The sequence below is a fragment of the Chitinophaga sp. genome (assembly GCF_017745275.1).
Taxonomy (GTDB): Bacteria; Bacteroidota; Bacteroidia; order Chitinophagales; family Chitinophagaceae; genus Chitinophaga.
This window is the reverse complement of the sequence record NZ_JAGHZS010000003.1, coordinates 127,190-149,677: the sequence shown is the minus strand read 5'-3', so window position 1 is coordinate 149,677 and position 22,488 is coordinate 127,190. Positions and strand designations below refer to the sequence as shown.

Here is a 22,488-nt window from a genome sequence, read left to right as displayed (position 1 = left end):
ACAAGTGTGCCCGTAACGTTCCGGGCACGCATCTGACATTACACTGGTTGGTTGTTGATTAAAATGCTACGTTTATTTGTTTACCACTTAATTTAAAATTGGCTCCCCCTGTTTGATTTAGCATCTCCAGTACCTGTTCTATGTTATCATACTTTTTAATAGCGCCAGTAAAATGCTGGCTACCAACTTTCTCTTTTGGATATACCGCTGTTACATCGTACCAGCGCTCCAGCTGGTGCAGTACTGTAGTAATATCAGCGTTCCTGAATACAAACAACCCACGCTTCCAACCTGTGAGAGCGGCAATGTCCATTTGCTTCGCCGTTGTATTTCCATTCTCCGTAACACCTACCCAACCCGGCTGCAGCAGTGTTTCGCCATGTGCTGTCTTAACTTTTACACTGCCACTGACCAAGGCGGTTTGCATTGCCGGCTCATTCTCATAAGCCATAATATTGAACTCCGTTCCCAATACAGCTACTTCTGCTTGCCCCGCTACTACGCTAAAGGGTTTGCGGGCATCGGCGGCCACCATGAAGTAAGCTTCTCCCGTAAGATATACCTTGCGGTCCGCCTCCGTAAAGTGTACCGGGAAACGTAACGAAGATTCCGCGTTTAGCCATACCTGTGTGCCATCACTCAGTGTAAGGCTGTAATCCATGCCCCTCGGTATTTTCAGCGTATTATATACCTGTGGTCCGCTTGTATTGCTATACGCCAGCTTATTGCCCTGCTGCCGGATGCTGGTCCCATCCCGGTTGGTGAGCAGCGTATCTTTCGCGGCTCCCAACACCATTTCCTCTCCATTGCTCATCACCAACACTGGCTTGCCTTTTATTGGCGTGGCTTTAGCTATCACCGGTTGCTGTTTCTCTACTTCTGTACCTGTATACCACCACCTGGCGCCAATGGCCAGCAGCAGCAGCGCCATCGCGGCCGCTATCCGCCCCCAGGGAATCATGCGCTTTACCATCACCTCCCCCTGGATACGATCCCAGGCCTGCTCCGGATGATATTTTCCCATCTGCAGCATCTCTTCTTTCAGCACTTCTTCTTTACTCAACTCCTCAAATAACGCCCTGTTGGCATCACTTTCGGCTATCCACGCCTCCAACGCTACGCGCTCTTCTTCAGATAACGTATTATCCCAATACTTCACAATTAACCGGGACGTGTGATACAGGTGGTAATATGATTCCATGTGCTACTATATCTATAAACAACTTACTAACCTCAAATGGGTGAAAGACTTAAAAATATTTTTCTGAAACGAGGATACACAGTGCCATAAAGGATTCTGGCGTTAATCGTAATTTCAACAACGCCAATGCGCGGGCTTTTTGCGTTTTTACCGTATTAACGGAAATTTTCAATTCATCCGCTACCTCCTGGTTTTTTAATCCCTCCAGGTAGCTAAGCTTGAAAACATTACGGCAGCCTTCCGGCAAAGAAGCAATGGCCCGATGTACTTCTCCCCATACCTCTGCTTTCAATACCGCTGCTTCCTCTGTTTCTGCAACTTGTGTTTCCGCAAATTTTTTGGCCACCTTCTGGTGCTTAAGGTGGTTAAGGCAAGCATTTCTTACCATTACATACAAAAATGTTTTAATGGCTGGAAGGTCCGGGATTTCGGTGTTGCGTTGCCAGTATTTTATGAATGCTTCCTGAACGATATCTTCTGCAGTAGCGGAATCAGAGATAATTTGGTCAGCAAATCGGCATAGGCGCAGGTATAGCAGGTCAAATAATGACTTTAGTTGGTGATGGGAGAGGTGTGACTGGCCGGTATGCATGTGGGGTAAATTTAGGGAGAATAGGGGGGATTTGCAATTGTGGGGGGATGGAGCCCCCGAAATGAAGCGATAAAAAAATTATGCTTGAGGTATTGGGGTACTAATTCCTTATCCTACACAACCTAGAACATCTATATATTTTCGTTATATTGCTATTACACCCTTAAACTGTATGCACAATTCCATCTAATGTCAATACCTAAAAACCTTACAAAAGAGCATTTACTGCTAGCCATTAAAAAAATAGACGATGAAGGAATACCCAATGGGGCTCAATCTAAATTTTATGATGTTGAGTATAACAATAAAAAATATCCTCCAAAACTGATCGTTTCTTACGCAAATATTTTTGCTAATGGCAGTGCGCTAGAAAGAGATAATTTCCCTGGAGGTAAAGATACTGCGTGTTTTCGATTACTTGAAGAAAATGGGTTTACAATAGTACCTAAAGAAGATATTTATCAAATATTGTTTAATTTCTTATTCCGTGTTCATAACGATCCTGACAACTTAAAAAGTAGTGACTTTTCAGGTGAGTTTCGCAATCTAAAGGTACAGGCAGGATTTGGGAAAGGAAACAAAGCTAACATCCCCTGGATTGCATTGCTAGCAGAAGATCAAAAAGTATCAAGAGGGATATACCCTGTATATCTCTATTACAAAGAAGAACATGTACTAATTCTTGCGTTTGGTATAAGTGAAACAAATCCTCCAGATTTAAATTGGCGAGAACGAGACACATCGATAGAGAATTTCTTTAAAAGAGGATTTAATACCAAGCCGATGCGATATGGCGGTTCTTACTACTTTACATCCTATAAAATAGATCCTAATAAAAACAACTATGGCCTTGACAGAAAAAAAATAAATATGGACATAGATGAAATGCTTACTGAATATGAGGATGTATTGAAATATCAATCAATTAAGAGTATGAAAGAGGGAGGATTAATTTTTGATTATAAAACCTTTGGTGCTCACTTAACCGAGACCGGTCTATATTTTGAAGATCACATCGTTTTGAGATTTGTAACTGCATTGGTCACAAAACCCTTTGTAATACTGACGGGATTATCAGGTTCCGGTAAAACTAAATTAGCGCTGGCATTTGCTAAGTGGATAGCTGTTAATAGCCAACAAATCTGTATTGTTCCGGTAGGGGCGGACTGGACTAATCGAGAGCCTCTCCTTGGATACCCAAATATGATACAGAAAGATACTTATGTTCTTCCTGAGAATGGAACACTTAATTTACTATTGTCTGCTATTCGCGATCCTGAAAATCCGTATTTTCTTATTCTTGATGAGATGAACCTTAGCCATGTCGAGAGATATTTCGCTGATTTTCTAAGTTGTTTAGAATCGGGAGAAAAAATAAGCCTACACCCAGGACCAGAAAATTGGAATCAGAAGAGTATACCAACATCTTTTAATTTGCCACCTAACGTATTTATTATTGGCACAGTTAATATAGACGAAACAACTTATATGTTCAGTCCTAAAGTACTAGATAGAGCATCTGTGATCGAGTTTCGAATTTCAGAGAAAGGAATGGAAGAATTTTTACTTAAGAACAAAGTCTCAAAGCTAAATCTATTAGAAGCCAAAGGGGCGGACATGGCTAAGAGTTTTGTACAGTTAGCAACTGAGAAGTTGAGTGATCCTATAATTAATGATAGCCTTTCTAGAGAGTTAATGAACTTCTTCATCGCACTAAAAAGAGCAGGCGCCGAATTTGGGTTCCGAACAGCATCCGAAATAAAACGTTTTTTCAACATTGCATTGAAAATTGGAAATTGGAGCAACGATCAATTAATGGATGCCATAATAATGCAAAAGCTTCTTCCTCGACTACATGGCTCTAGACGAAAGCTGGAACCAATTTTAATGATACTAGCTAGATATTGCTTAAAAAATGTAGAAAAATTGGACCTCTATTTAAAAATAGAAACAGACATTCACAACGATGTTGCGATGGACGACATTAAGTATTTTCTTTCTTTTGAAAAAATCAGGCGTATGCAGCAAGGATTAATTGATCATAGTTATACCAGTTATGCAGAAGCTTAAAATGGTAGAAATAAATGTTCAATTATCTAATCAAGATAATTTGTCCGTAGAAATTACTGCTATTTCCGAAGCAGATTGCCTTTGGGAAATAAACCCAGCGGAGGCCATAGAATGGGGTGAAGCCATTATACAAATAAAGGAAGGGTTTTCCTATGACTACAAACTTCCCGAAGGTTTTGAGTTGATGGGAAGTAAAAAAATAATTCGACGCCATCAGTACAAACAATCTACAACAGGAACGCTTAGCCCTGGAAATTTTGTTGGAACACTAACAATTGAAGTTGTTAGTACACGGGATGAAAGTATAGTTGGAGCTTTCGATCTTGAAGTTCGTTCTGTAAAAGCAGACTATCGAACTGACTACAGATTAATGCTGGAGGAAATTACGGAGAAGTGCACGGAACTTATAATGCGGCATACTTCTCCCGCTTCTCAATATTTTACAGCAGTCCCACATACATCAAGCAAAATAATCTACCAACGTTTCAGCTTTATTAAGTCCATATTAGATTCAGAAGAGTTTGATCGTGCATTAAACAAGATATTACAATCTCCAGTAACGGTATGGAAGGAAAAAGAAATTGAGAAAGAGGCGCACAAAATAAAACGGTTAAATAGCAAACAACTTCGGAAATTAAGTATAAGCTCTACTAATCCGTTTATTAAATTAGCTGCATTTCATAAAATCGAAACTGTTGATGCACCAGAAAATCGATTTGTTAAATATGCACTTACTGAGTTTCTAGATATTTGTACCCTCTTTTATTCCAAACTTGATGATGCTCGCAACCATCAAAAGGAAGTATTACGGTTAATGGAAAAGTTACAACATTACTTAAGCCATCATATTCTAAAAAGTATTGGGCCATTACACACCTTAATACTAAATAGTCCCGTTTTGCAACGAAAGGAAGGTTATAGAGAATTATTAAGGAGCTGGTTGATGTGTGACTTAGCAGCGCAATTGACGTGGCGGGGAGGAGAAGATGTATATGATGCAGGAAAGAAGGATGTCGCTACTTTATATGAATATTGGATATTCTTTAAACTGATAGATTCTACTATAAATATATTTCAACTAGAGACACCTAATATTGAAACATTAATAGCATCAACAGCTAATGGGCTTGAATTGAAGCTTAAACAAGGCAGTTTTATTGCAGTTAAAGGTATATTTAACAGTCCAACGCGTAAGTTTAATGTTCAACTTAGTTATAATAGAACCTTTAAAAAAGAACAACCATACCCTAAGAGTGGCAGTTGGACAACAAGTTTAAGGCCTGATTTCACGCTTAGTTTATGGCCGTACCATCTTGAAAATGAAGCCGCAGAGCGTGAGGAGTTAATCGTACATATCCACTTTGACGCTAAATACAGAATTGAGCATCTCCAAGACAATCCCAATTCGCACCCTGATTTAAATGAAGAAAAGGATGATCCTGATATCAAGAAATATAAAAAAGTAGATCTATTAAAGATGCATACCTATCGGGATGCTATTCGACGTACGGCAGGGGCCTATGTATTATATCCTGGAGGTAAAATAGAATCTTTTCGGGGTTTTCATGAAATACTCCCAGGTCTTGGAGCTTTTTCTATCTTTCCCTCTAAGAGCAATAACGGCATTCAACAGTTGGAACAATTCTTAAAGGATGTGGTAACCATTCTGTTAAACAGAACTTCGCAACGAGAGCGGATGGCATCAAAAACATTTGAAATCTATAAGGAAGCCCCCTCTTTTGCACTTAATATGTCTCTCCCTGAACCCACTGGTATCAATAGAGCCCTTATCCCAGAAGATACCTATGTTTTAGTAGGATACTATAAGAATGAAGAACATCTCAAATGGATTTTGTCCTCTAACTTATACAATACAAGGATTAATAGCAAGAAAGGACCAATGTATTTGAATCCGTTTATAACAAGTGCTAAATATTTGCTGCTACACAATAAAGAAGAGAAAATTAGCACTAAATTTTTTAAGCTTAAAACAAAAGGACCTAAAGTTTTTTCTAAACAGGACCTTCAGAAGAAAAAATACCCGACACCTCCCTCTCAAGATCTCTATTTAGTTTTTGAAATTGATCCAAACATAGAGACAGATTTTAAAGAGTATTCATGGAATGTAACACGATTAAAAGGTTTTAAGAGTGGAAAGGGATACGCCCTCCCTTTTGCAATAAGCTTAGCAGAAGTCATGAGTATTATATGTCCCACAAATGATGCAAACAAATGAATATAGTAGCATTGTGAATAGAAAATCTATGTTAGTAGTCAATAAAACACCGCAATATTATTTGTTGCTATCTCATAAAGTCGGTCTATTATCAACATTCTATTCTCTTTAAAAATACTCATTGTCCGTACAAATTTCTTGTCCTTATTTATTACGTTACCAACATGAAACTGCTTTTTTCCTGGTGATGGCTTATTCTTATAACGCTCCATTAGCGCATCACTACGGTTCCTTCCTAACCTGATAGACGCTGCTACATCCGGTAACAGTAACATTGTTTCATGTTGCGTAACCACAATATCCACGTAAAAATATATCCCGTGATCAAACCCCTCATAATCTTCATACTCCAGCCATTCCATTACTACCAGCAAACATCGTTGCACCGGTGATAAATGTTGCAACTGATCAAGTGGCAGCCAATAATTACGCTTTATACCTTTCGCATCTGCCAGGTTCCGCGCCAATAGAGACAATGCTTCTTCTCTATTCTTCGCATTACGCAATATGCGTTCTGGCAAAGAGAAACGTTCTTCATCAATGCTAACAAGCGTTTTGGGCATATCGTAGTTAGCAGCTTGCAAATGTTTTTGAGCTGTTTCCTGTGAAACGGAGGTTTTGCTGATAATAATTGCTATGAGTTCTTCTTCAAACAGAGTACGGGCGGCAACAATGTCCCCATTAGTTTTGCGAAGTAGCTCAAGTCCATGGCGAATGCCAATGGGCATTTGTTGGCGTAGGGTATCGAGTTGTTCTTTGTATTCCATTCTACAATTTATTGGCCTTTTCGAAGGACTAACAATTCCCTCGCTTCTACATCCAATGCCTCCGCTATCTCAAATAGTGTCTCTACAGACGGCTGTATTTTATTTGTACACCATTTCGATACTGTGTTAATATTTACTCCTATCGCTTCGGCCAACCACTTATTTGCCTTAGACTTCTCTGCCAATACTGCTTTTATTCTATTTAATACTTTATCGCTCATAAAAACGCTTCTAAAGCATATTTTTCTACAATTTAGGCATAATAGAAATTTATAAAAACAAGGAAAATATCCCTAATAAATATATTTATATAAATATTAAGGCACTAATTATCCCTTATATGAATATTTATATGCAAATTAGGGATACATTAAAAACCTATTGTTATGCAAACCTCACATCCTTTCTTCTACCACACACATCTTTCGGAAGAAGAATCTAACGACCCAACACTTGTCCTGGCTCACTTCTCCGAACTATTCCCGCCCACCGAAGCGCGGCAAACGTTGTGGCTCTGGCTTTCGGAAACCCTCGCAGCCGCAGATACACAATACGAAGACGCTCAATCCCGGGCGGAACTACTGCTGTTCTACCACGAAGTATTAAGATTAATAGACGCCAGTTACTTATTAAGCCTGGCAAAAGAAACCATATAACCCATCACGTCCGATCCTTCTCTCCACAAAAAAGCCCGGCAACCGTATGCCAGGCCCCTATTTATAAACCCGTGTGAAATAGAAATACTATACAATCTTATACCACGCTAATCCGTCCACGCCTTTGGGATGATGAATAGATGGCGTTATACTGGTCCCGTTAATTTCAAACCAGGGAAATGAGCTTCTTCCATTAGGATGATGCATGGTGGGGTATAATTTATTTTCTCTGACCTCATACCAGGGGAGGGAGCTGGATCCCTTCGGATGGTGTATGGTAGTGAAAACATTATTATCTCTGATTTCATATTCAGCTAATGAACGCCCACCATCTGGATGATGTAATGTTCTGTGGAGTTTCATGGTCATTGGTTTTGAGTTTTTTAAAATATGGTTAACACTCTCTTTTGGGTTTACTAAACAGGTATCGAATATAAGAAAATATTTGATGAGGAAAACGAACTAAGCATTAAAAATATCGGATGCTTTCTTTCGGTATAGACAGTAAGTATCCAGAGCGTTGTACAGTAAGAATTTCTACAATGCTGCTATATTTGAAATGCGTTCGAAGCATCGCGATCGTAGCATACAATGCCCGCTGTTTATCGGTGCCGGAAACCAGCTGCCTTAGGGAATCATTATCTACGGTTTTATTATTATTGGATACGAGACATTTCAGCACTCTTACTTCATTGGCACTCAGTGAAACGGACATGCCATCAAAAGTAAGCGTGGCAAGATGGGGATTAAAAATATAAGTATCCAGCACAATGGTTTCACACGCATCCTGTTGCCCTTTTGCTCTGCGAATAAGAGCTTCCATCTGGAAGGTCAGTAAGGATATATCAATAGGTTTGGTACAATAGTCATCAGCACCTCCAATCTGAAAGCCCTTCAGTTGAGTTTCCAGATGAACATCACCGGAAATAAACAAAATAGGTATAACGGCATCAACGGTACGTATTTTTGCACCTAATTCCACACCGTCTAGTTTAGGCATATGAACATCCAGTAAACAAGCATCAAAAGATCTGTTATTAAAGTAATCCCAGGCTTCCATACCGTTTTCAGCAACTATCACTTCATAGTTTCCATCCTTCTCCAAAGCGTATTTCATGATCCGGGCATTAATGGGATTGTCCTCTGCGTACAGAACAGTTTTAGCATCACTGCGCTTTCCTTGAATTTTCATATATGTATACTTTGATTGAAAAATCGGTTTTTCATTTTGGGATAGAGAATAGGATTTATTTAGTAAGGTAGCATCATAAGTGCCTATGGGAAACGTAGCTTTATTATAATTTCACTTTCAACACATAGCCTTTATTATGCTTGTTTTCTATTTCCACCAACGATTCCATTAATCTAAAGTTTTCTCTTAGGTGTGATATATATACCCGCAATTTATTGTTATCTCCTGCTACAGCCTTTAACAAGTTCTCCATAGGAACAACTTTATTAGGTGTAGCAAGGAAGCACATCATAAGATTATGATAGTCGGTAGACAATGGAATTCTCATCTTCGGACTTACTAACTCATAATTGATTTCATCGTATTCAAATGCTGATTCAGGGAATTTCATACGTTTTTATTGTGACCGGCGATGTAAAGTAATATTGTAGAATATCCGACAACTGCCTGATATTAAATGTTTTATTAAAATACCCATTGCCACCCCCGCGACCAAATACCTCTCTTTCTACCAACGAGGGGTCTTCTCCTGATAAATAAAAAATCGGCATTTGCTTATCCACTTCCCGGATTCTTTCTCCCAGGTCTATCCCATTTAACCTGGGCATCATAATATCCAATAAGCAATAATGGAAGCTTTGCTTATTAAACAGTTGCCACGCTTCCTCTCCATCATAAGCGTTGTACACCTCAAAGCTACTTTGATGTAATATTCTCTTTACAATGCCGGAGAAAATGGTATCGTCATCTGCATGAAGGATGCGAATGTTCATAAATATTCAAAATTGATTAACAATAGTTGATGGAACAGATAATATTATTACACCAGGTTTATTTATAAATGCTACGGCTATACGATGCAGTTGAATGTTGTGACAACTATAAATAAAATCAGTTACCCTCATGAATAATTTTTTATGCTTACAAAGGAAAAAAAAATTCATGATCCAACCCGAAGCATTAACATAATTTAATTATCAAAGTGAGCGAGTAAATATTATTCATGAAACATACTATGAAAGGGTATTTATCATAAAATCGCACAAGTTGTTAATGAGTCGTTAATCTGATCATATTTAGTTTCTATTTACGCTTTGTTTTTGAGTATAAATCTTTTAACTATTACCGAAAAGAAGGTAAACACTATCAACATAATTATTTATATTTATCATTTACTCTCAGACCACAATTCGCGGTCCTTACGGTCATTATTCCCCTCCAAAAAATCACTCTCCACTTATCTAGCTAAAAAATATTTTTCAAAAAAATTTGGAGATATTAAAAAATTATATCCATCTTTGCACTGTTAAAAAAATCACAAAACATGTACCGCTCAACAATTCACATACAAATAAAAAACTGGTTTAGTCTGCGGGAAGACTATACAAGTTGCGGGGCATGTTATGCTACAGAATAGTTGAAAAAACGAATTCAATATAACACAAGCCCCGCAAGAGATTGCGGGGCTTTTTATTTGTATTTATAACGAAAAAAACCAAGCATGCAAACGCAGATTCATAGCATACGATTTACCAATAATCATAACGGGCAACTGTTATCGAAATGGTATAGCTATGAGAAAAAATATCAACGACCCTGGTGTCAACGAACATAAGTAATGGCTTATGTAAAACGTAAAAACCGGTCGTCAAAAACGCCCGGTTTTTTTTGTGCTTAAAAGTGGCCCGTAGCTCAACGGTGAGAGCGTCTGCCTTATATGCAGCGGGTTACCGGTTCGAGTCCGGTCGGGTCAACTTTGTAAAATGGTGCATGTAGTTCAACGGTTAGAATATCCGGCTGTGAACCGGAAGACCAGGGTTCGATCCCCGCCTGCACCCCGAGAACCAGGTTTGTTAGCCCTGTTTGTTAACCCAATTTTTGTTCATCCAAACAGGTGTAAACCCCTAAAAACGTTAACCGAAAAGCGCGTTAACCCCTACAGCAGGAAAAAGTTAACCCAAAAAGTGAATTAACCCCAACGTAGAAACGAAAACGTTAACCCGGCAATGCGTTAACCCAAAAGAAAAGCAAAAATCGTTAACCCGGAAAGCGTGTTAACCCCAACGATGACCTAAGGAAAATGTTAACCCCCAAAAAACATTCTCCCTGACAAAGTTGATTGAAATGTTTGTTAACCCATCACGTGAGTACGGCGAAACTGGAGTGTCGCAATGGTCTGTAAAACCATCGCCTTAACGGGCTTAGCAGGTTCGAATCCTGCTACTCACACTACAATGGATGAATAGCTCCAATGGTAGAGCAGCGGTTTGAAGCACCGCCAGTGCAGGTTCGAGTCCCGCTTCATCCACCAGGTAAATGGAAAGCATTTACTAAAAAGCTTCCCTCACGGGAAGAAGAGATTTGATGCTGTTGAACGCAAACCAGGCAAGGGCTTCTAAATAGCTCTGCAGTGCAGCTGTAGTAACACGCTGTATGCTGTTGCCCAAGGCACAAGTCTCTCCAAATAATCTATGGGTCTTAGGTTCGAATCCTATCCGTCTTGAAAACGGTAGCTCAGCGGTAGAGCAATAGAAAACTCCCTTTCAGGAGTCAGTCTGAAAAACTGAAAAACAACAACACAAAAAAAGTCAGGGCTGTAGGCCCTGCTGCTGCCTCAAAAGGAGGTGGCAACAGTTGCGACAACACCAGCAAACAGGTATATACACCGCGCTATTACCATCACTTAGCACTTCCGCCCTAACTGATGACTAACCGCCGGTTGACAACTGTTTCCGTATTGCCGGAACGGGCAACATCACTGACTTTTTTAATTTAATGAACCCCAAAAAATGAACATAAAATGAAAAGAGTAACTATCAACGCCTACGAAAGAGGTTTGGTTTTTAAGAACGGTGCTTACCAGCGAATGTTGCTGGAAGGAAGACACTGGCTGATCAATGAAGACATACAAATCTTTGATATCACCAAACCATTTGTAGCCCCCGTTGAATTAAACATATTGCTGCAGGATGCCGCTATCACCGCTGCTTTGCACGTGGTGGAAGTAGGCGAAACAGAGATCGTTTTACATTACGAAAATGGATTGCTGAAGCAGGTATTAACCGCCGGAAGATATACTTTCTGGAAAAACATGATCGACTATAAGTTCGTTCGTGCAGATATTTCCGGTATCGCTATCCCTGATAACATTGACCGGTCCACACTTTGCCACCGACTGGTAGCGCCATTTGTGAGAAGCTTCAATGTAGACAGCCACGAGCAGGCCATCCTGCTCGTTGATGGAAAATATTCCATGACCCTGTATCCCGGCATTTATTTCTGGTGGAAGAATAACATCTCCATCGTGGTATCTAAAATTGATACCAGGCAATTGCAGGCCGAACTCAACGGACAGGAAATCCTGACCAAAGACAAGGCTGCCCTGAGAATAAATGCCTGGGCGCAGTATCGCATCGCTGATATCAACAAAGCTGTGCTCCAAAATAAGGACCACGAACGTCAGCTCTACGTCCTTTTCCAGCTGGCTTTGCGGGAATATATTGCGGCACTGACCTTTGATGAATTGTTGGAAAAGAAGGATGCATTGGCTCCTCACATCATACAAGCTGTTAGCGCCAAGGCCGAAAGCCTGGGCATTACCATCGCCGGATTTGGTATCAGAGATATCATCCTGCCAGGTGATGTGAAGGAAATCATGAACCAGGTACTGGTGGCCGAAAAGAAGGCTCAGGCCAACATTATCATGCGAAGAGAAGAAACTGCCAGCACCAGGAGCTTGCTGAATACCGCCAAGCTGATGGAAGATAACCCGATGCTGTTTAAGCTGAAGGAAATGGAATATGTGGAAAAGATCGCAGAAAAAATCAATAACATCAGCGTAAGCGGAAACGGTGTGCTCATTGATCAGTTAAAGCAAATATTTATCCCTAAATAAGCGAAAAGGCACTGCCGTAACGGTAGTGCCTTTAGCCATTTATAGCAGATTTTTTTTAGCTTTGCACCATGGACGGACAATACAGAAAAGACATATACCCTGGCCTGGAAGTGGCTATCATCCTGAAAAAAGACCAGCGCAGTGGCAAAAAAACCTACGGCATCGTGAAAGATTTACTGACCTCTGCTGCCTATCATTCCCGTGGTATTAAAGTACGTTTGGAAGATGGACAAATCGGCAGGGTAGTAGAAACAGACGTAGTAGGCGACGAGGACTAAAGTAATTTCAAATCCTTTGTGATACGGTCTATTTCTTCATTTAGATTGGGGCCTATTGCGCAACAGGTTTTAGTAGGCACACCACCGAATTCCGTTAACCCCGAATCCGTTATCAGCGTGGCATTCAGCCCATCTTCCACCGCCTGTTGATATACCCGCTCCAGGTCCTCTTCCGAATCTACCGACAAACAAATTTTGGTGAACCCTTTTGTCATCCACTCTGATACCTCTTCCGGATTTCTCAGGTTAGTTTGTAAAGTGTGGCCATCAATGGTAGCATGCCGCGTCAGAAACGCGATAGAAGCATGCGCTCCCTGTGCAATCATTTTACCTTTGCGCATATTCAGATCTTTGCGCATCACTATTACCTGCTTAACTATCCGCGATGACATATAACTCCGTTTAGATAACGAAGGTACGACATTAAAAAATCACGTACCCTACCTTTAAACGTGCATCCAGTGCGTTAATAGCGCCATCGCTGTATTCTACCGGGCTAAACCTGATACCAAACTGGGCTTCAAAACTAAAGTGTTTACCCCAGCTGCGTTGCATGCCCCAGGCAGGTACAAAGTAAGCATAGCCTCCTTCCGTATAATACTCGTTGCTGGCAATAGGGCTGGTTATGTAACCACCCCGCAAGGTAAAAAAGCTGCCGGCGTTATTGTCTATCCGCTTTCCCTTCCTTTCACGACGGGCAATATTATAATATTGCCTTACCCCTGCAGAAAAATCCGGTACTAGCGCATATCCCCAATGTGATCCCGTATACATACCACTGGAATAACTTAGTCCCATTCCAAGTTCTGCGTCCAGGTTAAGCGTAGTAAATTTTGCCAGTCGCAATTCGTAATTTGCACCTAATCCAAGAAGGGAAATATTTGCTCTCAGTTGGCTCGGCTTTCTTTCTAAATTTTGTTGGGCATTCACATGTAAAAAAGTTCCTAACAAAAAAGCAACCAGGAGGCGCCATTTTTTTGATGTCATATACAGTATATAGGTTATAGATTAACAACAATATACTGAAATACTGCAGACCTCCAAACGATGCGGAAAAAGTCGTACTTTAATCTTTTCAAGTGTCCGGATAAAGAATGCGAAACATACCCACGCTGAACGATGTACATCAACAATTTGCCGAGTATTTTGATATACCGGCGCTAAAACCGTATGCTTATCTGTTATCAAAAAAAGGAAGCGAAGGACATATCTGTCTGCATCTCGATAAAATAAAAGAAGAGCAAATAAATTTGCCGGAATCTTACCAAAAAATAGATACCAACAACAGCATCCTGGAAAGCCTGCCGTTAGTAGGCCTCCACGGCAACGATAAACAACCCTTTGTGATTTATCAGAACCGGCTGTACCTGCAACGCTATTTCCGGTATGAAACGGAATTTCTTCAGCGGATCAAACAATTCCTGGTAACAGAACAGGCGGTGCTGCCAGAAAGAATGCAGTTGTTGCAAAGTCAGCAAACGCTGATCAGCCAACTATTTGCCGCTACCACAACAACTGACGATAACGATCCTGCCGACTGGCAGCTAGCCGCTGCCGTTACCGGCGTACTCAATAATTTCACTATCATCACCGGCGGACCAGGTACAGGTAAAACCACTACCGTGGCCAAAATCCTGGCGATCCTGTTTGCTACAGATCCGGCGCTGAAAGTAGCGCTGGCTGCACCTACCGGGAAAGCCGCCGCCCGTATGGCCGAGAGCTTACGCAATACTACTATTGCAGTTGATGCCAATATCACCGAAAAATTCCGGGCCCTGCAACCCGCCACTATCCACCGGTTGCTGAAACCAGTCAGCGGCACTCCCTACTTCAGACACAACCGCGAGAACCCGTTGAATTATGATGTAGTAATTGTGGATGAGTGCTCCATGATAGACGTGGCCTTGTTTGCGAAGCTGATGCAGGCCATCCATCCGCAAACACGGCTTATTTTACTGGGCGACAAAGACCAGCTCGCCTCCGTGGAAGCCGGTAGTTTGTTTGGAGATCTCTGCCAGGCCCAGGAACAGTTAAATCTTTTTACACCGGCCCGCCGGCAGTTCATCAATAGTTTTATTACGGACACCAACAGCCAGGTGCCCGCTGCTCATGAGGCCAACAGCCAGCACCCATTATTTCAACACCTGGTGGAACTGAGGCGCAGTCATCGTTTTACCGGTAATACCGGCATTGGTAAATTCAGTAAGGCTATCATTGCCAATAATGTACCGGTGATCCAAAGTTTTTTTCCGCCTTCGGCAGATGAACAGGTTGTCATTGACCCAACCATCTCTTCAAAACTATTCGACAACTTCATCGCCGGCTATGAAACGTTTATAGCAGAACAGGATATTACCAAAGCGCTGAAGCTGCTGAATGCACAACGTGTACTCACCGCCGTGAGAGAAGGACCACAGGGATTATATACCGTTAACAAGCAAATCGAAAAATATTTACACGACAAACGGCTGATTCAGGCCAACACAGAATTTTATCAAAACCGCCCGGTAATACTTACCCGTAACTATTATGAACATGGTTTGTTTAATGGAGATACGGGTATTATCAGGAAAGATGAAAATGGCGTGTTGATGGCCTGGTTTGAAGATAGCACCGGCGCACTGAAAGCTGTATTACCCGGCTATCTGACCCAGGCAGAAACAGCTTTTGCCATGACCATCCACAAAAGCCAGGGTTCCGAATTCGGAGAAGTACTGGTACTTTTGCCGGATACTACAGATGTACCGATTCTTACACGCGAACTGCTATATACCGCGGTGAGCCGTGCCAAACAAAAAGTGTATGTTCAGGGAACACCGGAAGTAATCCTTATGGCGGCAGAACGCTTTGTAGAAAGAGCTTCCGGTATCGCCTCCAGGTTCAGAGAAGTAGACGCGCATGCGAATTAATAACATGCTTCGGGAAGGGCGGAGTGTAAACAAAGGAGTTATCAATGGCATTGTTTTTAAAAGTCTCGAACTCACTCAATAGCTTATCATCCGGGTTGGCAAAAGACCTCCAGGATGCAGGCAACAGCGTGTTCCAGCCTCACTATATTATCACACAAACAGAAGGTATGAACAACTGGCTGAAGCTCCAGTTGGCAGACCGTTTGGGCATTGCGGCCAACTGCCGCTTCCTGAAGCCCAACGACCTGCTATACCAACTGTATGTACTGCTGGGAGGGCCCTTCTCAGAAGTACTCTCTCCGCAAAACCTCTCCTGGCTGGTATTTAAGCTGCTCGGGCAGGAAGAGTTCATGGCCAAATTTCCTAAAGTAGCCGCCTACTACGCCGACCATCATGCCGAAAGTGACCTGAAACGTATGGCACTCGCGGAAAAAGTGGCCGACTTATTCGACCAATACCAGGTATACCGCCCGGAAATGATTCAGGCTTGGACTAATACCTATATGCCTGACCTGGTCAGCGCAGGCTGGCAGCACTGGCTGTGGGTAAAAGTTAAACAACTGTCTGGCGGCGCCCTCCCGGATAAAACAATCGTAGGTAACTTTATCCTCGACGCCCTGCGCAATACCAGCACCAATAAAGCCGGCCTTACTTCCCGTATGCCGGTTGTTCACCTGTTCGGCTTATCCATCATCACCGCGTACCACGTGAAAATTCTGCATGAGCTGTCCAGCTTCATAGATGTACATTTTCATATTATCAATCCATCGCCGGTAGTATTTTGGTTTGACGACCGCAACGAAAAACAATTGGCCCGCTGGCGACAAAAAGGCCTCAAAGAACTGGAGAACCCCAAAGCCGGCAACGCCCTGCTAACCGGCTGGGGAAGGGTGATTCAAGACTCCTTCAGCCTCTTCTTCGCCTATGATAAATTCATCAATGCATACGAAGAAATTGACACCGTAGAACCCAACACCGATACCCTGCTGCATAAAATACAGCACGACATCTTTATCGCAGCCACCACAGCAGACCGCGAACCTGTCTCCCAAAAAGATATTAAAGATGGCTCTATTACCATCAACGCCTGCTATACTCCTGCCAGGGAAGTAGAAGTACTCTACAACTACCTCGTACACCTGGTGGCGGAACGCAAGGAACAACTATCTCCCCGGGACATTGTGGTAATGGTAAGCGATATTGATGCCTACGCACCCTACATCAAAGCTGTATTCAACAATGCGCCATATCCTTTCCGGTACACCATTGCCGATGAAAGCTATACTGATAACGACAACCTCTTCAATGCCCTGCACGCCATTCTCACCATGAACGAAGAGAATTTCAAGGCAGAGGCAGTGATGCAGCTACTCGACTTTTCGTATATCCGTAAACGGTTCAACCTGCTGGACCCGGTACTCATCCGTCGCATTATAGAAGCGGCTAATATCCGCTTCGGCATCAACGGCCAGAAAAAGGATGAAACCCACTTTGTTAGCTGGCAATACGGGATTCAACGGATTATGTACGGCATCTGTATGAGCGGGGAAGAGGAATATGGTAACGGGGAAGACAGCTTCTTCCCACTCGATATCACCGAAGGCAGCGATGCACATGATGTGATCCGGTTCTGCCATTTTGCGGAAGTGCTGATGTCGTCAATTATGGACCGGCGCCGGCCCCGCACCATTGTAGAGTGGGTAGCCTATACAGAAAGGATACTGCACAACATGGTGTTTGAACCCGTGGAAGATATCGATGAAGATTATAATACCCTGGTAAAACAACTCACCGCCTATAACGCACTCAACGAATTCATGAGTGAAAAGGTAACGTTTGAAGTATTTAGCCACAGCTTCCTCGATACCCTCACCGGTAGCACCCGCGCGGGATTGTTTGTAAACGGAGGCATTACCTTCTGCTCACTCATTCCTATGCGTAGTATTCCCTTTAAGGTAGTAGCCCTCATGGGACTGAATTACGACAAATTTCCCCGCCGGGAAAATAAATCCAGCTTTAATATCATGGAAGAAAACCGGCAGAAAGGGGATCGTAATGTAAAAGAGAATGATAAACACTTGTTCCTGGAAACTTTACTTTCTGCCAGGGAATATTTATACATCAGCTATCTCGGCAAAAACGCCAAAGACAACGCCGACCTGCCTCCATCGGCACTCGTAGACGAGCTGATAGACTATATAGAAGCCGGTACCATCCAGCCGGAGAAAATCCGTAATGAATTGGTAACCTTACAACCCCTGCAAAGTTTTAGCAGGAAATACGCCGGTACCGACGAACGACTTTTTTCTTACCTAAGTACCAAAGAAGCCGCTACCAGCTCGTTTCTCAATGAAAATAAAGTCACGACACCACTCACTTTTGAAGAAATTACTTTAGAAGAGTTAATCAGCTTCTTCAAAAATCCGTTCCGGTCGTACTACAATAAAGTATTAGGCATTCGTTACAACGACAGCCAACTGCTACTCAGCGAAACAGAAATCTTTGATCTGAATAAGCTGCAGCAATGGTCCGTTAAAAATGAATTACTGCCCGTTGCTCCTGCCGCCCAGCAAACGCTGCAAACCACCATGGTAAAGAAAGGACGACTCCCTCTCCGCAACATGGCGGCAGTAGCCATTCATCGGCTGGAAGACCAGGTAGTGCCCGTACGTAATTTATACGAAGCCTGTACACAGGGAACCACGGAAAAAAGATTGCCGGTTGAAATCACTATCGACAACAGCATCTTAAAAGGATATATCAGAACCTTTGACCACACCCTGTTACAGGTATCCTGGTCAAAGAAAGAAAGCAAATACCTGGTGGAAGCTTATCTCCGCTATCTCGCGGGCAGAGCTGCCGGTGTAGTCACACATCTCTGCTTTATTTCCGGTACTAAAAAAGAAGACGCTTTCCAGGCCCTGGCATTGACGCAGGAAGAAGCAGCACGGCGCCTGACGGAAATTATTAAAGTATATAAAACAGGGTTCACCCATATCATTTCTTTTTATCCGGACCTGGAAATATCTGCCAAAGATATACTCACAATGGATCTGAAGAAATTCAAAAGTAAAATTACCGGGTTAATTGACCGGCAGGAATCGCCGGACCCTTATATCGTGCAGGTATATGAACAGGGATTTTTTGACAGAGAAGAAGCGCTGACCAGTTTCCTTGATATCTATGACCTGCTGATAACGCCGCTGACAACACTATTGCCGGCGTATTTTGAAAAACCAGACAAAGAGAAATGATCGATAGCATTATATATAAAAAGTTTGATGCCGTTACGGTACCACTGGAGGGCAGCAACCTGATTGAGGCCAGCGCCGGAACAGGGAAAACCTATTCCATCGCTATCCTCGTGCTGCGGCTTATCCTGGAGCAAAAGCTATCTATCAAAGAAATATTGATGGTCACCTTTACCCGGGCAGCGGTAGCTGAACTGGAAGAAAGAATCAGGCTCTTTATCCGCCAGGCATACAAGGCCAGCATGGGTAAAGATATTCCTGATGAAAAGATTCTTGACCTGGTACTGGAAGTGATTGATCCGGAAAATCCACAGCCGGTACAACAGTTACTGCGCGATGCCATCCTGCTGCTGGATGAAACTTCTGTACTCACCATACATGGCTTCTGCCAGCAAACACTGAATGAATACGCATTTGAAACCAACCAGCTGTTTGGCGCGCAAATGGTACCAGACCTCACGCCGGTAGTAGAAAATGAACTGAATAAATTCTGGCGCAGAAATATTACCACCCTCCACACCAATTTACTGGAAAGTATCTGGGAGGAAAAGATGAAAACCGACCTGCAAAAGGTGATACAGGAACATCTCAGTGGGAAAAAATATATCGGGTATCACGATGATGTTCCGGAAACCATCTCTGAAGCACAGCAACAGCAATGGATCCAGGAAACAGACCGGCAGCATGCCAACATACAAACGGCCATAGAAGCGCTTTACGAAGGCATTACCGCCAACGCCACCAACATTGTCGCCGCCTGTGAAGCTAACCGGTATACCAAAAAAGAATGGCCGGAATTAGTGAAACAGCCGGAGCTACTGGTTAAAAGGATCCTGGCTAAAAGAAAAGACGCAAAATATATTGAAACTGTTTTTGCTGATATCCTGGAGGAACTGGACAAGGTAGAAGAACTCCGCCAACAGCTGGCCGACTATCAACAACAAATACGGCGGGAAATCTTTTATACCGCCATCCGGGAAGTAGGGGAGCAGGTGCGCCTCTTCAAGGAACGCAGCAATATGATGGGTTATGACGATCTTATCAACAACCTGCATACTGCATTGGTAAAAAATGAAAATCCGGAGCTCATCGCCAACTTACAAAATAAGTACAAGGCTGTTTTTGTGGATGAGTTCCAGGACACGGACCGCGAGCAGTTTGAAATATTTGATAAAGCTTTCGGTCAAAACACCACGCTGTTCTACATTGGCGACCCTAAACAAAGTATTTACGCGTGGCGTAAAGCAGATATCTTCACCTATTTCAATGCCCGCAATATTGTACAACACGTGTATGATATGAATCAGAATTTCCGCTCTGCCGAAAACCTGATCCGGGCGATGAACATCTTCTTTCAACCCACCCCCGGGTTCGACACCTTCGATTTCGGCGGGCAAAACGATAGCATTGACTATATCCCGGTGAACAGCCCGGATAACAATACCAAAGGATACCTGTTCAAAGGAAGTCGCAAAGAAGTGCCGATTGAAGTAATTCCCTGCGACAAAAAAGAAACCATCTGCGAAGCCGTAGCCGCGCAAATAGCGCAGCTTTTACTGGATAAAGACTACCGGATTGAAAATGAAAAAGGATCGCGCAACATCACGCCTTCAGACATTGGTATCCTGGTGCGCACCGGTCAGGAAGGAAAAGATATTAAACACGCCCTCGCCAAACTGGGCATACCTGCGGTAACCATTGATGAGGCCAGGGTATTAAGATCGGGAGAAGCACAACAGCTGCTTCATCTCCTGGAGGCCATGGAAACGCCGGATAGATCCTCTATTAACCGGGCATTGCTTGGATCTTTCACCGGCTACAACACCAGCACTATTTTAAAGCTGGATGATGAAACCATGCTGGACCTCTTCGGTAAATACCGTAACCTCTGGCAACGTGACGGCGCTTACACCGCACTCATGGAATTCATTACGGATTTCAATGTGCGCCATACTTTGCTGGATGGACATACCGAAAATGGCGAGCGTATTATCACCAACCTATACCAACTTTCAGAGCTGGTACACCAGGTGCAGAGCCGCAAGAACCTGTCTATGCGCGATCTTATTTCCTGGCTGAAACGCGGCATCGACGGTATGACCACCGATGGCGACGAGTTTGCCCAACGCGTGGAAAGCGATGAAGAGGCGGTGAATATTGTGACCATCCATAAAAGCAAAGGGCTGGAATATAAAATTGTGATGGCGCCTTTCCTGGACTTCGTGGAATCACAGCACATTGACCTGATCAGCTTCCGCGACCAGGTAAGCGGAGATTACCTGAGTTCCCAGCGTTCCCGTCTCTCAGAAGATCAACTAACGGCCTACCAGCAACAACAAGAGCAGGAAAACCGCCGCTTAATTTATGTGGCGATCACCCGGGCAGTATACAAATGTTACCTGTTCAGAAATAACTACACCCGGTTTAAGGACTCGTCGCTGGCCTTTTTCCTGAAAGCTCTGGCAATAGCCAACCCTGATCCTTCGCTGATACAATTACAAGGCAGCGTTCCTCCTGAAACGGAACAAACCTACCGCCAACAAACCCTGAAAGGACAACTGGCGGTAAACCGGCCTCCTGTAAAATTCCAGTTGCTGGAACAAAACTGGCGCAAGATGAGCTATACCATGCTGGCTGCCAAAGCAGAGCACCGGCCACGGGTGCGCTCCTTCCAGCAAACAGACCCTTACGACAACTTCGTTTTTAACACGTTGCGTCGTGGCGCAAAAACAGGTAACCTGCTGCATTTCATTTTTGAAAGCATCAACTTTTCTGATAACAGCAAATGGGAACATTGGATCGAAGAAGCCATCCGCCGCTTCGTACCGGGACAGCGTGAAGTATACCTGGAACGGCTACACGAAATGTTGCAACAGGTCATGTATACCACTATTCACATTGCCGGGAACAGCTTCCAACTGGCCTCTGTAGGGCGTCACCAACGGCTGGCAGAATTTGAATTTGATTTCCCGGTACCCGTGTTTCAATCTAACCTGCTCAATAATCTTTCTGATGAGGAAGTAAGCGTGAGCGTAAAACGTTTCTCTGAATACAGCAGCCAGGAGCTGGAAGGGATTATGAATGGGAAAATTGACCTATTCTTCGAATACCAGGGGAAATACTATATCCTGGACTGGAAATCGAACTACCTGGGCAACAGTGTAGCCGACTACGATAAAGAAGGACTGGCAGCAGCCATGAATGAAAACAACTACCACCTGCAATATTTCATATATACGGTAGCTGTAAAAAAATATCTCGAAACCCGCATCCCGGGCTTCAATTATGAAAAGCAATTTGGTGGAGTGATTTATTGTTTTGTTCGCGGGGTAAGAAGCACCAGTGGCCAGGGGATTTTTACAGCAAAACCTTCTCTCAGAAAAATACAATTACTGGAATCTTTACTCACCAAAGCTATTAACAGTTAGTGACTAACTGCTA

At 42.9% G+C, this 22,488-nt stretch carries 18 protein-coding genes and 4 tRNA genes; 12 read left to right on the top strand and 10 right to left on the bottom strand.

All coding sequences use genetic code 11. The features are described from left to right. Positions 1 to 58: 58 nt before the first annotated feature. Both J7623_RS10145 and J7623_RS10140 read right to left on the bottom strand, forming a co-directional pair. Positions 59 to 1,201 carry a FecR domain-containing protein gene (locus J7623_RS10145; RefSeq protein ID WP_291919802.1) on the bottom strand — a complete coding sequence of 381 codons (1,143 nt, stop codon included), beginning with the start codon at positions 1,199 to 1,201 and terminating at the stop codon, positions 59 to 61. Positions 1,202 to 1,250: 49 nt separating this feature from the next. Beyond that, a complete protein-coding gene (locus J7623_RS10140) occupies positions 1,251 to 1,793 on the bottom strand; it encodes an RNA polymerase sigma-70 factor (protein WP_291919800.1) in 543 nt (180 codons plus the stop codon). A gap of 189 nt (positions 1,794 to 1,982) precedes the next feature. Between J7623_RS10140 and J7623_RS10135 the strand changes: the two genes are divergently transcribed. Beyond that, on the top strand, positions 1,983 to 3,863 hold the full coding sequence (locus tag J7623_RS10135) for a DUF3578 domain-containing protein (protein WP_291919798.1): 1,881 nt from the start codon (positions 1,983 to 1,985) through the stop codon (positions 3,861 to 3,863). Beyond that, the gene (locus tag J7623_RS10130; RefSeq protein WP_291919796.1) at positions 3,850 to 6,099 is read left to right on the top strand and encodes a DUF2357 domain-containing protein; all 2,250 of its coding nucleotides are present in this window, start codon (positions 3,850 to 3,852) and stop codon (positions 6,097 to 6,099) included. Before J7623_RS10135 ends, J7623_RS10130 begins: the two co-directional genes overlap by 14 nt. A gap of 38 nt (positions 6,100 to 6,137) precedes the next feature. Here J7623_RS10130 and J7623_RS10125 read toward each other — a convergent pair whose 3' ends face one another. Beyond that, entirely contained in the window at positions 6,138 to 6,866 is a 729-nt protein-coding gene (locus tag J7623_RS10125) for a hypothetical protein (protein WP_291919794.1), read from the bottom strand. Between the two features lie 8 nt (positions 6,867 to 6,874). After that, positions 6,875 to 7,087: a helix-turn-helix transcriptional regulator gene (locus tag J7623_RS10120; RefSeq protein ID WP_291919792.1), complete on the bottom strand. Its 213-nt coding sequence runs from the start codon at positions 7,085 to 7,087 to the stop codon at positions 6,875 to 6,877. A gap of 165 nt (positions 7,088 to 7,252) precedes the next feature. On the opposite strand from J7623_RS10120, the gene J7623_RS10115 reads away from it, so the two are divergent. After that, a complete protein-coding gene (locus J7623_RS10115; protein ID WP_291919790.1) occupies positions 7,253 to 7,522 on the top strand; it encodes a hypothetical protein in 270 nt (89 codons plus the stop codon). Between the two features lie 87 nt (positions 7,523 to 7,609). On the opposite strand, the gene J7623_RS10110 is transcribed toward J7623_RS10115, so the two are convergent. From J7623_RS10110 to J7623_RS10095, 4 genes are all read right to left on the bottom strand, one after another. Beyond that, positions 7,610 to 7,885 carry a hypothetical protein gene (locus J7623_RS10110; RefSeq protein WP_291919789.1) on the bottom strand — a complete coding sequence of 92 codons (276 nt, stop codon included), beginning with the start codon at positions 7,883 to 7,885 and terminating at the stop codon, positions 7,610 to 7,612. A gap of 106 nt (positions 7,886 to 7,991) precedes the next feature. After that, on the bottom strand, positions 7,992 to 8,714 hold the full coding sequence (locus J7623_RS10105) for a response regulator transcription factor (protein ID WP_291919787.1): 723 nt from the start codon (positions 8,712 to 8,714) through the stop codon (positions 7,992 to 7,994). A gap of 103 nt (positions 8,715 to 8,817) precedes the next feature. Then, positions 8,818 to 9,105, bottom strand: a complete 288-nt coding sequence (locus tag J7623_RS10100) for a winged helix-turn-helix domain-containing protein (protein WP_291919786.1) — start codon at positions 9,103 to 9,105, stop codon at positions 8,818 to 8,820. Beyond that, positions 9,092 to 9,487 (bottom strand): response regulator, encoded by a 396-nt coding sequence (locus J7623_RS10095; RefSeq protein ID WP_291919785.1) that lies wholly within the window; start codon positions 9,485 to 9,487, stop codon positions 9,092 to 9,094. The genes J7623_RS10100 and J7623_RS10095 overlap by 14 nt, the downstream gene beginning before the upstream one ends. 908 nt (positions 9,488 to 10,395) lie before the next feature. On the opposite strand from J7623_RS10095, the gene J7623_RS10090 reads away from it, so the two are divergent. The 6 genes from J7623_RS10090 (at position 10,396) to J7623_RS10065 (ending at position 12,887) form a co-directional block, all read left to right on the top strand. Next, positions 10,396 to 10,468, top strand: a tRNA-Ile gene (locus J7623_RS10090). 11 nt (positions 10,469 to 10,479) lie between these two features. Then, positions 10,480 to 10,552 (top strand) — tRNA-His (locus J7623_RS10085). A gap of 305 nt (positions 10,553 to 10,857) precedes the next feature. After that, positions 10,858 to 10,943, top strand: a tRNA-Tyr gene (locus J7623_RS10080). Positions 10,944 to 10,950: 7 nt separating this feature from the next. After that, positions 10,951 to 11,025: transfer RNA gene (locus J7623_RS10075), tRNA-Phe, on the top strand. A 489-nt stretch (positions 11,026 to 11,514) separates the two neighbouring features. Then, entirely contained in the window at positions 11,515 to 12,609 is a 1,095-nt protein-coding gene (locus tag J7623_RS10070; protein ID WP_291919783.1) for a slipin family protein, read from the top strand. Between the two features lie 68 nt (positions 12,610 to 12,677). Then, positions 12,678 to 12,887 (top strand): YwbE family protein, encoded by a 210-nt coding sequence (locus J7623_RS10065; RefSeq protein WP_145662520.1) that lies wholly within the window; start codon positions 12,678 to 12,680, stop codon positions 12,885 to 12,887. On the opposite strand, the gene pth2 is transcribed toward J7623_RS10065, so the two are convergent. Beyond that, complete coding sequence (pth2, locus tag J7623_RS10060; protein ID WP_291919780.1) at positions 12,884 to 13,279, bottom strand: aminoacyl-tRNA hydrolase; 396 nt, start codon at positions 13,277 to 13,279, stop codon at positions 12,884 to 12,886. The two genes, J7623_RS10065 and pth2, sit on opposite strands and share 4 nt — an antisense overlap. 31 nt (positions 13,280 to 13,310) lie before the next feature. Beyond that, positions 13,311 to 13,874 carry a hypothetical protein gene (locus tag J7623_RS10055; RefSeq protein ID WP_291919778.1) on the bottom strand — a complete coding sequence of 188 codons (564 nt, stop codon included), beginning with the start codon at positions 13,872 to 13,874 and terminating at the stop codon, positions 13,311 to 13,313. Between the two features lie 107 nt (positions 13,875 to 13,981). On the opposite strand from J7623_RS10055, the gene recD reads away from it, so the two are divergent. The 3 genes from recD to recB are packed head-to-tail and all read left to right on the top strand — an operon-like array spanning position 13,982 to position 22,475. After that, positions 13,982 to 15,796, top strand: coding sequence for an exodeoxyribonuclease V subunit alpha (gene recD, locus J7623_RS10050; protein ID WP_291919777.1), 1,815 nt, complete (start codon positions 13,982 to 13,984; stop codon positions 15,794 to 15,796). Between the two features lie 44 nt (positions 15,797 to 15,840). Then, positions 15,841 to 19,050, top strand: a complete 3,210-nt coding sequence (recC, locus tag J7623_RS10045; protein ID WP_291919776.1) for an exodeoxyribonuclease V subunit gamma — start codon at positions 15,841 to 15,843, stop codon at positions 19,048 to 19,050. After that, positions 19,047 to 22,475, top strand: a complete 3,429-nt coding sequence (gene recB, locus J7623_RS10040; RefSeq protein ID WP_291919774.1) for an exodeoxyribonuclease V subunit beta — start codon at positions 19,047 to 19,049, stop codon at positions 22,473 to 22,475. Before recC ends, recB begins: the two co-directional genes overlap by 4 nt. Positions 22,476 to 22,488 lie beyond the last annotated feature (13 nt).

Excerpts from the sequence above, each read along its gene's own strand:
- J7623_RS10110 (WP_291919789.1), bottom strand. The coding sequence starts at position 7,885 with ATGAAACTCCACAGAACATTACATCATCCAGATGGTGGGCGTTCATTA.
- pth2 (WP_291919780.1), bottom strand. The coding sequence starts at position 13,279 with ATGTCATCGCGGATAGTTAAGCAGGTAATAGTGATGCGCAAAGATCTG.
- recD (WP_291919777.1), top strand. The coding sequence starts at position 13,982 with ATGCGAAACATACCCACGCTGAACGATGTACATCAACAATTTGCCGAG.
- J7623_RS10105 (WP_291919787.1), bottom strand. The coding sequence starts at position 8,714 with ATGAAAATTCAAGGAAAGCGCAGTGATGCTAAAACTGTTCTGTACGCA.
- J7623_RS10145 (WP_291919802.1), bottom strand. The coding sequence starts at position 1,201 with ATGGAATCATATTACCACCTGTATCACACGTCCCGGTTAATTGTGAAG.
- J7623_RS10100 (WP_291919786.1), bottom strand. The coding sequence starts at position 9,105 with ATGAAATTCCCTGAATCAGCATTTGAATACGATGAAATCAATTATGAG.
- recB (WP_291919774.1), top strand. The coding sequence starts at position 19,047 with ATGATCGATAGCATTATATATAAAAAGTTTGATGCCGTTACGGTACCA.
- J7623_RS10125 (WP_291919794.1), bottom strand. The coding sequence starts at position 6,866 with ATGGAATACAAAGAACAACTCGATACCCTACGCCAACAAATGCCCATT.
- J7623_RS10095 (WP_291919785.1), bottom strand. The coding sequence starts at position 9,487 with ATGAACATTCGCATCCTTCATGCAGATGACGATACCATTTTCTCCGGC.
- J7623_RS10130 (WP_291919796.1), top strand. The coding sequence starts at position 3,850 with ATGCAGAAGCTTAAAATGGTAGAAATAAATGTTCAATTATCTAATCAA.
- J7623_RS10065 (WP_145662520.1), top strand. The coding sequence starts at position 12,678 with ATGGACGGACAATACAGAAAAGACATATACCCTGGCCTGGAAGTGGCT.
- J7623_RS10120 (WP_291919792.1), bottom strand. The coding sequence starts at position 7,087 with ATGAGCGATAAAGTATTAAATAGAATAAAAGCAGTATTGGCAGAGAAG.
- J7623_RS10055 (WP_291919778.1), bottom strand. The coding sequence starts at position 13,874 with ATGACATCAAAAAAATGGCGCCTCCTGGTTGCTTTTTTGTTAGGAACT.
- J7623_RS10070 (WP_291919783.1), top strand. The coding sequence starts at position 11,515 with ATGAAAAGAGTAACTATCAACGCCTACGAAAGAGGTTTGGTTTTTAAG.
- J7623_RS10115 (WP_291919790.1), top strand. The coding sequence starts at position 7,253 with ATGCAAACCTCACATCCTTTCTTCTACCACACACATCTTTCGGAAGAA.
- recC (WP_291919776.1), top strand. The coding sequence starts at position 15,841 with ATGGCATTGTTTTTAAAAGTCTCGAACTCACTCAATAGCTTATCATCC.
- J7623_RS10140 (WP_291919800.1), bottom strand. The coding sequence starts at position 1,793 with ATGCATACCGGCCAGTCACACCTCTCCCATCACCAACTAAAGTCATTA.
- J7623_RS10135 (WP_291919798.1), top strand. The coding sequence starts at position 1,983 with ATGTCAATACCTAAAAACCTTACAAAAGAGCATTTACTGCTAGCCATT.